Origin of the sequence: Variovorax sp. J2L1-78 (genome assembly GCF_030317205.1) — a bacterium.
Lineage (GTDB): Bacteria > Pseudomonadota > Gammaproteobacteria > Burkholderiales > Burkholderiaceae_C > Variovorax > Variovorax arabinosiphilus.
In genome coordinates this window covers 461,265-476,016 of record NZ_JASZYB010000002.1, presented here as the reverse complement: position 1 = coordinate 476,016, position 14,752 = coordinate 461,265, and the positions used below count along the sequence as shown (strand labels likewise).

Annotated in this window: 11 protein-coding genes; 9 read left to right on the top strand and 2 right to left on the bottom strand. The window is 68.6% G+C overall.

From position 1 onward, the window contains the following. Positions 1-42: 42 nt before the first annotated feature. The 8 genes from QTH86_RS16160 to QTH86_RS16125 all read left to right on the top strand — a co-directional run bounded on the left by QTH86_RS16160 (position 43) and on the right by QTH86_RS16125 (position 7,616). On the top strand, positions 43-783 hold the full coding sequence (locus QTH86_RS16160) for a TorF family putative porin (protein WP_444813849.1): 741 nt from the start codon (positions 43-45) through the stop codon (positions 781-783). A 59-nt stretch (positions 784-842) separates the two neighbouring features. Next, the gene (gene glnK / locus QTH86_RS16155) at positions 843-1,181 is read left to right on the top strand and encodes a P-II family nitrogen regulator (protein ID WP_140844855.1); all 339 of its coding nucleotides are present in this window, start codon (positions 843-845) and stop codon (positions 1,179-1,181) included. Between the two features lie 30 nt (positions 1,182-1,211). Further along, positions 1,212-2,768, top strand: a complete 1,557-nt coding sequence (locus QTH86_RS16150) for an ammonium transporter (protein ID WP_286647218.1) — start codon at positions 1,212-1,214, stop codon at positions 2,766-2,768. Between the two features lie 170 nt (positions 2,769-2,938). After that, entirely contained in the window at positions 2,939-3,862 is a 924-nt protein-coding gene (locus QTH86_RS16145) for an SMP-30/gluconolactonase/LRE family protein (RefSeq protein WP_286647217.1), read from the top strand. Positions 3,863-3,917: 55 nt separating this feature from the next. Further along, a complete protein-coding gene (gene glcE, locus QTH86_RS16140) occupies positions 3,918-5,018 on the top strand; it encodes a glycolate oxidase subunit GlcE (RefSeq protein WP_286647216.1) in 1,101 nt (366 codons plus the stop codon). A 21-nt stretch (positions 5,019-5,039) separates the two neighbouring features. Next, on the top strand, positions 5,040-5,846 hold the full coding sequence (locus QTH86_RS16135) for a YoaK family protein (protein ID WP_286647215.1): 807 nt from the start codon (positions 5,040-5,042) through the stop codon (positions 5,844-5,846). A gap of 36 nt (positions 5,847-5,882) precedes the next feature. Next, complete coding sequence (gene glcF, locus QTH86_RS16130; protein WP_286647214.1) at positions 5,883-7,112, top strand: glycolate oxidase subunit GlcF; 1,230 nt, start codon at positions 5,883-5,885, stop codon at positions 7,110-7,112. 63 nt (positions 7,113-7,175) lie between these two features. Next, a complete protein-coding gene (locus QTH86_RS16125; protein ID WP_286647213.1) occupies positions 7,176-7,616 on the top strand; it encodes a carboxypeptidase regulatory-like domain-containing protein in 441 nt (146 codons plus the stop codon). Here the strand turns inward: QTH86_RS16125 and QTH86_RS16120 are convergent. Further along, a complete protein-coding gene (locus QTH86_RS16120) occupies positions 7,613-9,988 on the bottom strand; it encodes a CHASE2 domain-containing protein (RefSeq protein ID WP_286647212.1) in 2,376 nt (791 codons plus the stop codon). The two genes, QTH86_RS16125 and QTH86_RS16120, sit on opposite strands and share 4 nt — an antisense overlap. 27 nt (positions 9,989-10,015) lie before the next feature. After that, positions 10,016-10,780, bottom strand: coding sequence for a response regulator transcription factor (locus QTH86_RS16115; protein WP_286647211.1), 765 nt, complete (start codon positions 10,778-10,780; stop codon positions 10,016-10,018). A gap of 678 nt (positions 10,781-11,458) precedes the next feature. Here QTH86_RS16115 and QTH86_RS16110 point away from each other — a divergent pair. Next, positions 11,459-14,746 (top strand): ESPR-type extended signal peptide-containing protein, encoded by a 3,288-nt coding sequence (locus QTH86_RS16110; RefSeq protein WP_286647210.1) that lies wholly within the window; start codon positions 11,459-11,461, stop codon positions 14,744-14,746. Positions 14,747-14,752 lie beyond the last annotated feature (6 nt).

Below are 14,752 nucleotides of genomic sequence, written 5' to 3'. Positions count from 1 at the left end.
AGGCTTCCCCCTACCTTCAATTCCCGCACAGGAGCCAAATCGATGATGCACCGTAAAACTGCCCAGGCCTTGGCCGTGGTCGCCCTCGCTACCCTGCCGATGCTCGCCAGCGCACAGCTGACGGCCAATGTGGCACTCACGAGCAACTACAAGTTCCGCGGGCAGGACCAGGACACGGGCCGCACGCGTGCCTTCAAGCCGGCGATCCAGGGCGGCTTCGACTACGCCTTCGGCGAGAGCGGCTGGTACGTGGGCAACTGGAACTCCAGCGTCAACTGGCTGTCGGGCAACAGCATCGAGAGCGACCTGTACGGGGGTTACAAATTCACCGCCGGTGGCGTGAACTGGGACGTGGGCGCGTTGACCTACATCTACCCGGGTGCCAAGGGCGCCAACACCACCGAGCTGTACGGTGCCGGCAGCTTCGGTCCGCTGACGCTGAAGTACTCGCACACGATCTCCAAGGACTACTTCGGCTGGGCGGGCGAGGACGCGGGCTCGGGCTACAAGGGCCGCAACACGGGGTACCTGAACCTGGCGTTCGCACAGGAAGTGGCGCCCTCGTTGACGCTGAAGGCGGCGGTGGGCTACACGCGCTTCAACGGCGGCATCAAGGACAACGTCCCTGGCATCCCGAACTACGTGGACTACGCGCTGGGCGTGTCGTACGACTTCGGCAGCGGCGTGGCGCTGTACGGCGGTGTGCAGGGCGCGAACAAGAAGGACTTCTACGGCTTCGTGAACAAGGCGCGTGGCATCGTCACGCTCAGCAAGACGCTGTAAAGAACAAAGGCGCGGCCCATGCTGCCGCGCCGACCCATTTCATCTCTAGGAGAAACGCCATGAAGCTGGTCACAGCCATCATCAAACCATTCAAGCTCGACGAGGTGCGGGAAGCACTGTCGACGATCGGTGTCCAGGGGATCACCGTGACGGAAGTCAAGGGCTTCGGTCGCCAGAAGGGCCACACCGAGCTCTATCGCGGCGCGGAGTACGTGGTCGACTTCCTGCCGAAGGTCAAGATCGAAGCGGCTGTGGCCGACGAACTGGTCGAACGCGTGATCGAAGCGGTTGAGGGCGCCGCCCGCACCGGCAAGATCGGCGACGGCAAGATCTTTGTCTACAACCTGGAACAAGTGGTGCGCATCCGCACCGGCGAAACCGGCCGCGAGGCACTCTGACCCGTATCGAGGCACGAAAGAACAATCGACATGAAAAAACTGCTTGTCTCACTCGCGCTCGGCCTGAGCGTGCTCACTGCCGGGGTGACCGGTTTCGCACAGACACCCACGCCGAACGCCCAGGAAGCCGGCGCTACGTCGGCCTCCGCACCCGCCGCCGCGACGCCTGCGGCAGCCCCCGCGCCCGCCGCCGCGACGGCCGCAGCCCCTGCTGCTGCCGCGCCCGCGGCCGACGCTGCTGCCGCACCCGCCGCCGCGCCGTCGTTCAACAAGGGTGACACCAGCTGGATGATGCTGTCCACGCTGCTCGTCATCATGATGACGATCCCCGGCCTGGCGCTCTTCTATGGCGGCCTGGTCCGCAGCAAGAACATGCTGTCGGTGCTCATGCAGGTGATGGTCACCTTCTCGATGATCGTGGTGCTCTGGCTGATCTACGGCTACAGCCTGGCGTTCACCGAGGGGAACGCCTTCATCGGCGGCTTCGACCGGCTCTTCATGAAGGGCATCTTCGATGCGGCCACCGGCACCTTCGCGCCGGGCGCGACCTTCAGCAAGGGCGTCTACATCCCCGAGCTGCTGTTCGCCGCCTTCCAGGCCACCTTCGCCGGCATCACCTGCTGCCTGATCGTCGGCGCCTTCGCCGAACGTGCCAAGTTCGCGGGCGTGCTGGTGTTCATGGTCATCTGGTTCACCTTCAGCTACGCGCCGCTGGCGCACATGGTCTGGTTCTGGATGGGTCCTGACGCCTACACTGCCGCCAACGTGGTGGACGGCATGAATGCCAAGGCCGGTCTGATCTGGCAATGGGGCGCGCTCGACTTCGCCGGCGGTACCGTCGTGCATATCAACGCAGCCGTTGCCGGCCTCGTCGGTGCCTACGTGATCGGCAAGCGCATCGGCTACGGCAAGGAAGCCTTCACGCCGCATTCGCTGACGCTGACGATGGTCGGTGCCTCGCTGCTGTGGGTGGGCTGGTTCGGCTTCAACGCCGGTTCGGCCCTCGAAGCCGGCACCAGCGCCGTGCTCGCCTTCATGAACACCTTCTCGGCCACGGCAGCGGCGGTGCTCGCCTGGTGCATCGGTGAAGCGATGATGCGCGGCAAGGCCTCGATGCTGGGTGCAGCGTCGGGCGCCGTCGCCGGCCTCGTGGCCATCACCCCGGCCGCCGGCAACGTCGGCCTGATGGGCGCGATCATCATCGGCTTCATCGCCGGCTTCGCCTGCCTGTGGGGCGTCAATGGTCTCAAGAAGCTGCTGGGTGCGGACGACTCGCTGGACGTGTTCGGCGTGCACGGTGTCGGCGGTATCGTCGGTGCGCTGCTGACCGGCGTGTTCAACACGCAGGCCCTCGGCGGCCCGGGCCTGGTCGGCGACTGGGTCACGGCATCGGTCACGTCCAACGGCATCGGCGCCCAGGTCTGGATCCAGCTCAAGGGCGTGCTGCTGACCATCGTGTGGTCGGGCGTGGTGTCCTTCATCGCCTTCAAGATCGCCGATCTGACGGTGGGCCTGCGTGTGACGGAAGAAGAAGAGCGCGAAGGCCTCGACATCTCCGCCCACGGCGAAACCGCCTACAACCGTTGATCGTCCGAAGCGGCCGTTGCAACCCGCAGCGGCCGCTTCGTCAAAGAATCTTCAAAGAGTTTTCAGCGAGAGTCTCCTTTGGATGTTCAGCCCGCAGCGCTTTGGCGCCGCGGGCTTTTTTTTGTCCTCGGCGTGTGGGCCGGGCCACGGCCGCGCCCCACAATGGCCGCATGAACTGGACTCCCCTCGACGACAGCGTGTGCGAGCTCGGCGAATCGCCGTTCTGGCATCCGGACGAACAGGCCCTCTACTGGCTGGACATCCCGGCGCGCACCGTGCTGCGCACCCGCGGCGACGGCAGCGCGATGCGCATCGAACGCTGGCCACTGCCCAGCGAGCCCGGCTGCATGGCCCCCGCACGCAGCGGCGGCCTGGTGCTGGCGCTGCGCGACGGCATCTACCGCGCCCGCGCATGGGGAGGCGAGCTGCAGTTGCTCGTGCGCGCCGACCACGACACGCGGACCATGCGCTTCAACGACGGCAAGTGCGACGCGCAGGGCCGCTTCTGGGCCGGCACGATCAACGAAGCGAAGGACCGCGCCAACGCGGCGCTCTTCTGCCTCGATGCGCGCGGCGGGCGGTCGCCCGTCTTCACGCAGATGGCGAACGAGGCCACGACCGCCAACGGCCTGGCCTTCTCGACCGATGCCCGCACGCTCTACTGGGCCGACACCGCCGCGCATGCGGTGCGCGCCTGGGACTGGGATGCGGCGGCCAACGCGCTCTTGGGCGAACGGGTCTTCGTGCGCTTCGACCCCAAGCCGGCGGGCTGGACGCCCGAGTCCGGCCTGCGCTACGACGGCCGGCCCGACGGTGCCACCTTGTCGTCCGACGGCCACTACTGGGTGGCGATGTTCGAAGGGGCGCAGGTGTTGCGCTTCGATCCGTCGGGCGCACGGGTCGAGGCCTTGGTGCTGCCCGCCCAGTGCCCGACGATGCCCTGCTTCGGCGGGGCCGACCTGCGCACGCTCTTCGTCACCACGGCGGTCAAGGGCCGCAGCGACGCAGAGCGCGCGCGCCTGCCGCATTCCGGCAGCGTGTTCAGCACCCGCGTGGCGACGGCCGGCCTGCCGGTCCATTTCTTCGAGGACTGATCTTCGAGGACGGATGCCGGCCGGCAGCGGGCAGCACGGCAGTACCATCGACCGCATGAACCCCGAGCTTCACGCCATCGCGGAGCGCATTCGCGCCGCCACCGCCGCCGGCACCCCGCTGCGCATCCGGGGCGGTGGCTCCAAGGACTTCTATGGCGAGCCGGTCGACGGCGATCTGCTCGATACCCGGGCGTTGTCGGGCATCACGAGCTACGAGCCGAGCGAACTGGTGGTGACGGCGCGGGCCGGCACGCCGCTGGCCGAACTTGAAGCCGTGCTGGCCGAGAAGGGCCAGTGCCTGCCCTTCGAGCCGCCGCATTTTTCCGAAGGCGGCACCGTAGGCGGCATGGTCGCCGCTGGCCTCTCGGGCCCGGCGCGCGCCAGCGTCGGCGCGGTGCGCGACTACGTGCTGGGCGCGACGCTCATCAACGGCCGCGGCGAGCTGCTGAGCTTCGGCGGCCAGGTGATGAAGAACGTCGCAGGCTACGACGTCTCGCGCGTGCTGGCCGGATCGCTGGGCGTGCTGGGCCTGATCACCGAGGTGAGCCTCAAGGTGCTGCCGGTGCCGCCGGCCGAGGCCACGCTGCGCTTCGAATGCGGGCAGGCCGAGGCGCTCGAACTGCTCAATGGGTGGGGCGGGCGGCCGCTGCCGCTCAACGCGAGCTGCTGGGTGTCCGAGGCCGGTGACGGCGTGCTGTACCTGCGCCTCAGCGGCGCCGTGGCGGCGGTCGACGCCGCCTGCGCGCACCTGGGCGGCGAACGGCAGGGCGACGTGCAGGCCGACTGGAATGCCTGCCGCGACCAGCGCCTGCCCTGGTTCGCCGACGCCCCGGCGGGCCACGACCTCTGGCGCCTCTCGGTGCCGCAGAGCACGCCGGTGCTGGCGCTGGGTAGCCCCCCGCTCGTCGAGTGGCACGGCGGCCAGCGCTGGTACTTCGCGCCGGTCGGTGAAGGCGCGCGACTGCGTGCGGCGGCGCGGGCCGCCGGCGGCCATGCCACGCTGTTCCGTGCGGCGCAGCACGACGCGGCGGTGCCGCGCTTCGATGCGCTCACGCCGCCGCTCGCGCGCATCCACCATGCGCTGCAGCGCGAGTTCGACCCGGCCGGCATCTTCAACCGCGGCCGCCTCTACCGCGCCGAGCCCGCGCTCGGCTAGCCGGAGCCCCACACCGCCGCCATGCGCCGCCTGCTCCATCTCACCGGCCAGCATCGGACCGCCTCGGTCGACCGGATCTTCGGCCTGCTGCTGGCCTTCAATGCCGGGGCGGTGAATGCGGGGGGGCTGCTGGTGGTGCACATGTACACCTCGCACATGTCGGGCTTTGCCTCGCAGGTGGCCGACGGGCTGGTGCTGGGCAACGTGGCGCTGCTGCTCGGTGCGCTGGGCGCGTTGCTGGCGTTCATCGCCGGTGCGGCCACGACGGCCGTGATCGTGCACTGGGCCCAGCGCCACCATCTGCGCAGCGCCTTCGCGCTGCCGCTGATGCTCGAGGCCGCGCTGCTGCTGGTCTTCGGCCTGCTCGGCGCCATCACGCTTACCTGGCCGACGCCGTTCGCGGTGCCGCTCACCGTCCTGCTGCTGTCGTACATCATGGGCTTGCAGAACGGGCTGAGCTCGGCGATGTCGCACGGCAAGATGCGCACCACGCACATGACGGGGCACGTCACCGACCTGGGCCTCGAGCTCGGCCGGCTCGTCTATCGCAACCATCGTCTGACCCCCCCGGAACAGCGGGTGCGCGCCAACCGCGTGGCGCTGCGCTTCTACGGAGGGCTGATCGGCATGTTCATCGTCGGCGGCATCGTCGGCGCCACCGGTTTCAAGTACATCGGCTTCGTCTGGGTGGTGCCGCTGGCCGCGCTGTTGCTGGCGCTGTCGCTGCCGCCCTTCCGGCGGGACCTGCGGCGTTCGGTCTACCTGCAACTGCTGCTCGGCTCAGCCGTGCGGCGCTTCGGACGACGCGCGCCACCGTCCGGCCCGTAGGGCGCTCACAATCGACGCAGAACGAGACAACCCACGATGCAAACCCAACTGGCCCCCGAATTCCAGGGCACGGCGGACGGCCGCGAAGCCGAAGCCATCCTGCGCAAGTGCGTGCACTGCGGCTTCTGCACCGCCACCTGCCCCACCTACCAGCTCCTCGGCGACGAGCTCGACGGCCCGCGCGGCCGCATCTACCTGATGAAGCAGGTGCTCGAGGGCCAGCCGCCCACGCGCGCCACGCAGCTGCACCTGGACCGCTGCCTGACCTGCCGCAACTGCGAGACCACCTGCCCGAGCGGCGTGCAGTACGGCCACCTGGTCGACATCGGCCGCCGGATCGTCGACGAGAAGGTGCCGCGCCCGGCGATGGAATCGGCCACGCGCTGGCTGCTGAAGGAAGGCCTGACCTCGCCGCTCTTCGCGCCGGCGATGAAGCTCGGCCAGTCGGTGCGCGGCCTGCTGCCCGAGAAGCTGCGCGCCAAGGTGCCGGCCCGGCAGGACGCCGGCGCCTGGCCGACGCGCACGCACGCGCGCAAGGTGCTGATGCTCGCGGGCTGCGTGCAGCCGTCGATGATGCCCAACATCAACAGCGCGACCGCGCGGGTGCTGGACGCCGCGGGCATCCAGACCGTGGTCGCGCCGGAAGCCGGCTGCTGCGGCGCGGTGAAGTTCCACCTCAACGACCACGAAGGCGGCAAGGCGCACATGCGCGCCAACATCGATGCGTGGTGGCCGCATGCCGAGCGCGACGACGTGGAAGCCATCGTGATGAACGCTTCCGGCTGCGGCGTCACGGTGCGTGACTACGGCCACCTCTTCAAGGACGACCCGGCCTACGCGCTGAAGGCCGAACGCATCAGCGCGCTGACGCGCGACCTGAGCGAGCTGCTGCCCGACTTGGTGCCCACGCTCAAGCCGCGCGTCAGGGCACCGGCCGGCGTGGTGGCCTACCACCCGCCGTGCACGCTGCAGCACGGCCAGAAGCTGCGCGGCGGCGTCGAGGTGAACCTGCGCGCGCTGGGCTTCGACATGCAGGTCGCGAAGAGCGAAGCTCATTTGTGCTGCGGCTCGGCCGGGACGTATTCGGTGCTGCAGCCCGAGCTGGCCTACCCGCTGCGCGACCGCAAGCTGGGGCATCTGAACCAGCTGCAGCCGACCACCATCGTCTCGGCCAACATCGGCTGCATCACGCATCTGCAGAGCGGCAGCGCCACGCCGGTGCGGCATTGGATCGAGCTGCTGGACGCGGCGCTGACGGCGGCCTGATCGGACAGTGGGAGCCGTCATCCGCCGACGCATGCGGGCCGGGCTGTGCGGCATGGTGCCGGCATGTTCAAGTTCGAGGAGTTCCGCATGTCCCCCCGCCGTCTGCTGGTCGTTCAAACGTATGTCGCGCTGGCCTGTGTCGGTGCCAGCGCGCTGACCTTGGTTCAGGCACAGGGCGCCGTGCCCGCGATGCGCAGCGAAGGCCCGGTCCGCTACGCCTGCGGCGGGATCGGCGTGGACGAGTCCACCGCCATGCGCGCGGCGATGAAGTCGCACCCGCTTTCGCTGCTGTTCGCACGCACCGATGGCGCTTACTTGGCGGATGTGGTGGTGACGTTGACCGGTGCGGGTGGGGCGCCGGTGACGCTGCGTGCGGGCGGGCCCGTGTGTCTGCTGAACCTGCCCGCCGGCAGCTATACCGTGGAGGCGGTCACCGACAGCATGAGCAAGCGCCAGAGCGTGACCGTGGGCGGTACGCCCAAGACACTTGATTTCCGTTTCTAAGCGGGTGCCCTCGCCTCGGGCGCGCACTGCGGCAGCCCGATCATGAACTGCGTACCGGCGCCCGGGCTGCTGGTCACGTCGATCCAGCCGCCGTGGCGCGACACCACGGTATTGACCACGGCCAGCCCCAGGCCCCAGCCGTGCGCCTGACCCGAGCCGGTCCGGCGATGGCCTGCTTCACGCACCCGTGAGAGGCGCTCGCTGTCCATGCCGGCGCCTTCATCGCGGATCGACAGCAGGACCTCGGAAGACTGCTGGTCCAGCGAAAACTGCGTGGCCACGCAGACATCGATCTGGCTGCCCGGCGGGCTGTGGCGGATCGCGTTGTCCAGCAGGTTGCGCAGGGCGCGCATCAGCAGCGCGCCATCGGCCAGCACGAAAGCCTCGTTGTCGTGCAGCCGCTCGCGCAGCGTCACGCTGCTTTTCTGCGCGTAGGCCCACACGGCATCGAGCGCGTCCATCGTCACGCTCGCGATCGACACGGCCATGATGCGGTAGTCGGTGGAATCGGCCTCGAGCATCGCCATGAAGCTGTCGGCCATGGTGAGCGTGCGCTGCGCTTCACGCGCGACGGCGGCGTTCAGATCGCGCGCGGCCATGGCCGAATCGCCGGACGCATGCAGTTCGAGCAGGCTCAGGATCGACACCTGCGGCGCTCGCAGATCGTGCGAGAAGAAGGAGAACAGCGCGGCGCGTTCGCGCTCCGCCTGGCGCTCGCGGGTGAGGTCGCGCAGCACGACGATCCAGCGCTCCGACGCGGGGCCGGCGGCGCCCTTGCCGATACGCACCGCCTGCGCGCGGAAGACCGAGCCGACGCCTGTCGTGTACTCGCCGGTCGCGGCCTCGCGCCACAGCGAGGGCAACGCCGACACGGCGGTGGGGGGGCCGTCGACGATGTCGAGGCGCGTCAGGGGGGCCAGCAGACTGAACAGCTGGCGTCCGGCCAGCGCATCGCCTGGGCCTTCGGGGGCGACGCGGCCCCAGCTGGACGGTGTCAGCAGCGCGCGTGCCGCAGCGTTGGCCTGGCCGATCAGGCCATCGCCGCGGCAGATCAACACCGCGACCGGCATCAGCGCCAGACTGTCGCTGAGTGTCGACTGCAACGTCACCAGGCGGTCGATGGCGCGGTCGAGCGAGTGGGTGCGCTGCTCGAGCGAATCCATGGCCACCGCCCGGGCCACCGGTGCCGGCTCGAACGCGCCGGCGGGCACGGCGTTCAGGACGTCGACGCGCTGCCGGAAGAACTGCATCAGCGCCGCCAGGCGCCGCCAGCTCCACATCACATAGGCCAAGGCGATGCCGGCGAGCGGCGTGGCGATGGGCAGTGCGGTGCGGGCCTCCTGCAGCGCGACGATGCCCAGCCCCGCCGTGACGGCGCCGAGCACCAGGGCGCCGATCGCTGCGTGCCGTGCGAGCACGAGAAAGAGGGTCAGGGCCGCCCACATCGGCAGCGCGATCCACAGCCACACCGTGCGCATGCCGGGAAACTCGATGGTGCGGCCCTGCATCAACACGTCGAGGGCATTGGCGTGGACCTCCACCCCGGGCAGCGCGGCGCCCCGCGCGCCCATACCCGTCACGGCCAGCTGATCGTCGAGCCGCGAGTCTTCCACCGCGCCCACCAGCAGGTTTTTCCCGCGAAAGCTCTCCGGCGGCACCGTGCCCAGGAGTACGTCCACATAGGACACCGTGCGGTAGCTGCCCGCCGGCCCGGCCAGCCGGAAACCGAAGCGCGACAGCCGCGTCCACTGGCCGTCGGGCTCGAAGGCCGGCCGTGCCGGTGCCGCGTCCTGCGCGCCGGAGGCGACCAGCACCCCGACATAGGGCGCCAGTCGTGCCGATGTGCCTTCGTAGCGAAACAGGGTCCGGACCCGATCGTCGCTGTCGGCGCTGGCATTGACGTGGCCGAGGCCGCGGGCCGCCGCGGCCAGAACCGGGACGGGTGCGCTGTAACCGACGGTGGGGGGCGTCAGCTTGGACGTGCCCGTGGGCACTGCGCCGAAGTTCATCGGCAGATAGACCGGCAACTTCGTCATGGCGGCGGCCAGCCACGCGTCGTCTGCCGGCGGCCCCGGGGTGTCGAAGAACACGTTGAACAGCACGCTGCGCGGCGCATGGGGCGCCAGTTGTTCCAGCAACCGCGCATGGATGGTGCGGGACCAGGGCCACGGGCCGAGCGCCGCGATGCTGCGCTCGTCGATGCCGATGATCACGATGTCGGGCGAAGGCGCGGCGCGTTGGTCGGCGCGCAGCACCTGGTCGTAGAGCAGACGGTTGATGTCGCCCAGGCCGGGGCGATCGTTGGCCCACAGCAGGACCAGGGGAAGCAGCGCGGCGATCAGCAGCCACTCGATCAGGAAACGGCGGCGCATCGGAGGCTTTGGGGAAGCGCCGTCGTCTCAGGAGGTGGCGGGAGCCACATGCGAGCGGACCCACTCGAGCCGATAACCCTGGCCGTACACCGTCTGGAGTCGAATGCCGTTGGCGGGGTGAAGGCCGAGTTTGCTGCGTAATCGGTAGATATGGCTGTCGAGGGCGCGGGACGACAAGGTTTCGCCCCGGTGGCTGCCTTGCTCGAGCAGGTACGAGCGCGACACCGGCTGGCCGATGTGCCGGAACAAGGCCAGCGCCATGCGGAATTCGCGGTCGGTGACCTCGCATCGATGGGGAATGTCGCCCGACGGCGATGCAATCTCCACCATCAGCAAACCGCGGTCGAACAGCCAGGCGCCATAGCGTTCCTGCAAGGGCGTCTGCGTGGCCGCGTTGGCCTGCGTCAGGTCGCTGCGCTGCTTCAACAGGCGGCGCACGCGCGCGCACAGCTCGAGCGAGCGAAAGGGTTTGACCACGTAGTCGTTCGCGCCTTCGTCCAGCGCTTCGGCGATCTGCCGCTCCGAGCCGTGCACGCTGAGCATCAGCACGGGGGTTTCGTCCTTCTGGTAGTCGCGCAGCCAGCGGAGCAAGTCGATGCCGTCCAGGTCGGGCACCGTCCAGTCGAGGAGCAGCAGGTCGAAGGTGTCCAGGCGCAGGGCCCGGCGCAGCGCCTCGCCCTTGTCGAAGGCAACGATCGTGATGTGCTCCTCCGGCAGTGCCATTTGCTGATTGAGGGCCCTGATCACGTGCACCCGTTGATGGGTGTCGTCTTCGAGTACTGCGATTCGCATTCGTGGAATGTCCTACATCTCAAGAGTTTCCGCGGCAAATGTCGCCGAATCTGAGGCTTCGTACGAGCTCGTTGCTGCATCTTCGACGGAGGGCCTCGGCTAAATTGTAACTTCAAGGTTAAATCACGCCAATTAAGTAACAGTTCTACGTGGAAATCGATACCAAATCTCGCAAAAACTCGCACCTTTTGTCGCATCGCTGCTGCCTCGACACCATCCGCCCCTCGCAGGGAGAGCCGGGCCAAGGGCATCAAACAACGTTGCGTCGAGGCCTTCATCAGAACAGACAAAGGAGCGAAATAGTGAAAAAAACTTATCGATTGATTGGGAATGAGGGACTCGGCGTCGAGGCGTTGGTCCCGGCGTTCATCGGTGGCCGCCGACGTCAACAGCACCGAATCCTGATGAGAGGGGGCCACCAACCCACCTGAGCCTGAGAACAGGCGAGCGGCTGCGGACCGTTCGCCCCGGGGAGGGGCACAAGAGACTCGGCCAACGAGCCTGTGCCATCGCGCAATAAGTAACGTCCTGTTGGTTTGTTGGCGGCAGTTCCTCGCGAACTGTCGCAACCCACACGTTCGTGCACGTCCCCCGGCCACCATCGCGCCCGCCATCAAGGGGCGCCTGGGCGCCCGCTGCAAATCCATTCATTCGCAAGCGTACACAAGGGGGAAAGACATGAACAAGACGTATCGATCAATCTGGAACGAGGCGCTCGGCGCCTGGGTCGCCACATCGGAAATCACATCCGGGCGTGGCAAGAAGAGCAGCAGCAAGAGGCTCGCCGCCACAGCCGCGCTGCTGACCACGGTGCTGGCGCTGGGCAGCACGGCTGCGATGGCCGGCGATGTCGTGCAGACGACGGGCGGCACGCTGGGTGCGACAGCAACCGGTGCCGCTGCCATTGCTTTGGGCAACAACGCGGAAGCCAGCGGCACCAGCATGACGGCCATCGGCGGGTCGGCGGGCACCGGGACGACGGGCTCCGACATCATCGTCATCGGCAACAACGCTGGCCAGGACATGAACGGCGCCTACATCACGGTGATCGGCAACGGCGCTGGTACCAACATGACGGGTCAGTACAACGCGGTGGTCGGCTACAAGTCGGGCGAGGGCGTCACGGGCAGCTCCAACACGCTGCTCGGCGGCTATGGGGCGGGCACGGGCACCACGGGCAACTTGAACACCAGCGTGGGTAGCTTCAGCGGTCAGGGCATCACGGGTGATCGCAACACCAGTATCGGCACACGTGCCGGCCAAAACAACAACGGCGCAGCGGGCGGCAACGACAACACCGCCGTGGGCTACCGCGCCGGTCAGAACGCTGCGAGCAGCGGCAACACTGCGCTCGGCAATGTCGCAGGCAATGGTGTGACCGATGGCGGCAAGACCTACCAGCTCACCACGGGTGAAGGCTGGACCATGAGCGGCGTCTTCAACAGCGCCGTGGGCGCGGGTGCCGGCCAGCTTGTCAGCGGTGCCGACAACGCGGCGCTGGGCACCAACGCCGGTGTCGGCATCACCGGCAGCGGCAACGTCGCGGTCGGCAAGGGCGCAGGCAGCGGAGCCATCACCCCGGGCGGAACGGTCAATTGCATGCAGCCTGGCGTGAATGACGGTTGCAGCCAGGCAGGCACCACTGTCGGAACGCTGGCCGTCGACAACACGGTGGCCATAGGCACCGCCGCCATCGCTAAGGCCAATGGCGCCATGGCCATCGGGCAGGAAGCCGGCGCCACCGGTAGCAACGCCATCGCGCTGGGCGTGAAGGCGATGGCGGGCATCAACGGAGCGGGCACGACCGGCGTACTGAGCGGCGGGATTGCCATCGGCGCGGAAGCAAAGGCGATGTCCACCGGCGCTGGCAGCACCATCGCGATCGGCGCCCGGTCCGTGGCATCGAGCCCGAGTGGGCTCGGCGATTCGATGGCGCTGGGCACCGATTCACAGGCCATAGGGCCAGATTCGCTTGCCGTCGGCGGGCAGACCGTCGCCAGCGGCAAGTACTCCGTGGCGGTCGGACACGACTCAACGCGTGCTTCCGGAGACCTGAGCTCCGCCTTCGGCGTCGGCGCCGTGGCGAGCGCCAACAGGTCGACCGCACTTGGTGGCGACTCCGCGGCCGCGCAGGTGGGGGACGTGGCACTCGGCTACGGTTCCAAGACCGCCCCGGTCGTCAACACGGCAGGCACCACGATCCGCGGCACGCCCTACACCTTTGCCGGCACCGATGCGAGCAGCACTGTGAGCGTGGGTTCGGGCGCGGCGGTCGACGGCGTGCGCACCATCACCAACGTGGCCGCCGGCCGCATCAGCAGGACCAGCACCGACGCGATCAATGGCTCGCAGCTGTATGCCACGAACTCGGCGATCGAGGACCTCTCGGTCACGGTGGCCGCCAACAAGACCAAGTACTACAGCGTCAAGTCGACCGGCGGCACCAACGAGGACAACCTGGGCGCCACCGGCGTCGACGGCATCGCCGCAGGCAAGAACGCCGTGACCAGCGCCGACGCGGGCGTCGCGATGGGGCTCGGCGCCACCGCCAGCGGGGCCGGCAATGCGGTCGCTGTCGGCAGTGGGGCCGTGGCCTCTGCGCAGAACGCACTTGCCTTGGGCGCGGGTTCGACCGCCGGCGCCGAGAACACGATTGCGATGGGCTCGGGCTCGCAGAGCAGCGCGGCCCAGGGCACGGCCATCGGCAACGGCGCCCAGGCCCTGACGGCGTCGAGCGTGGCGCTGGGCAGCGGCTCGGTGTCCGACCGCGCGGTCGTGGCGACGCAGGGCCAGATCCCGGTCGTGCTGACGCCCGAAGGCGGCAGCATCAGCGTGCCCTACAACACCACGGACAAGACGCTGCTCGGCGCCGTGTCCGTCGGCAACGCCACCGGCTACCGGCAGATCATCAACGTGGCCGACGGCACGCAGGCGAGCGATGCGGTCACGATCCGCCAGCTGACCGGTGCGCTCAGTGCGTTCTCGACCACGCCAACCAAGTACTTCCATGCGAACTCGGCGGCCATCGATTCGGTCGCCGCAGGGGCCGAATCGATCGCGGTCGGCCCGCAGACGGTGGTCAACGGCGACAACGGCATCGGCATGGGCAACGGTGCCATCGTGCAGCAGACGGCACCGGGCGGCATCGCGATCGGCCAGGCGGCGACCTCGCACCTGGCGGATTCGATCGCCGTCGGCACCGGCGCCTCGGCGGCGGCTGTGCAGGGCGTGGCGGTCGGCCGGGGCAGCAGCGTGACGCAGGTCGGCGGTGTGGCACTGGGCGCAGGCTCGGTGGCGAGCACGGCAGCCGGCGTCGCGGGCTACATCCCGCCGACGGCCACGGCCGAGCAGCGCACGGCGATCGGCGCGACCACCAGCACGCTGGCGGCGGTGTCGGTGGGCGATGCGGCCAACGGCCAGTTCCGCCAGATCACCGGCGTGGCGGCGGGCACGGTGGACAGCGACGCGGTCAACGTGAGCCAGCTCAAGGCGGTGCAGGGCCAGGTCACGCAGATCGACCAGGGCTCGGTGAAGTACGACACCAACGTCGACGGCTCGGTCAATTACAACAGCGTGACCATGGGCGGCAACAACACGACCGGCCCCGTCAGCATCCACAACGTGGCACCGGGCGTGGCCGGCACCGACGCGGTCAACGTGAACCAGCTGAACGCCGTCAACAGCAACCTCAACAGTCGCATCGATTCGGTCAACAACCGCATCGACGGTGTCGCCAGGAACGCCTATGCGGGCGTGGCCTCGGCGATGGCCTTGCAGATGCCGGCGAGCTACGTTCCGGGCAAGACGGTCATGCGTCTCGGCGTGGGTACGTTCAAGGGCGAGAGCGCCGTAGGCATCAGCTTCCGGCGCACCTCCGACAACAACGCCTGGAGCCTCACCGGCGGCCTCGCCACCAGCCGGGCCGGCGTGGGTGCCACGGTCGGCGCCGAGTGGGTTTTCAACTGATCACGA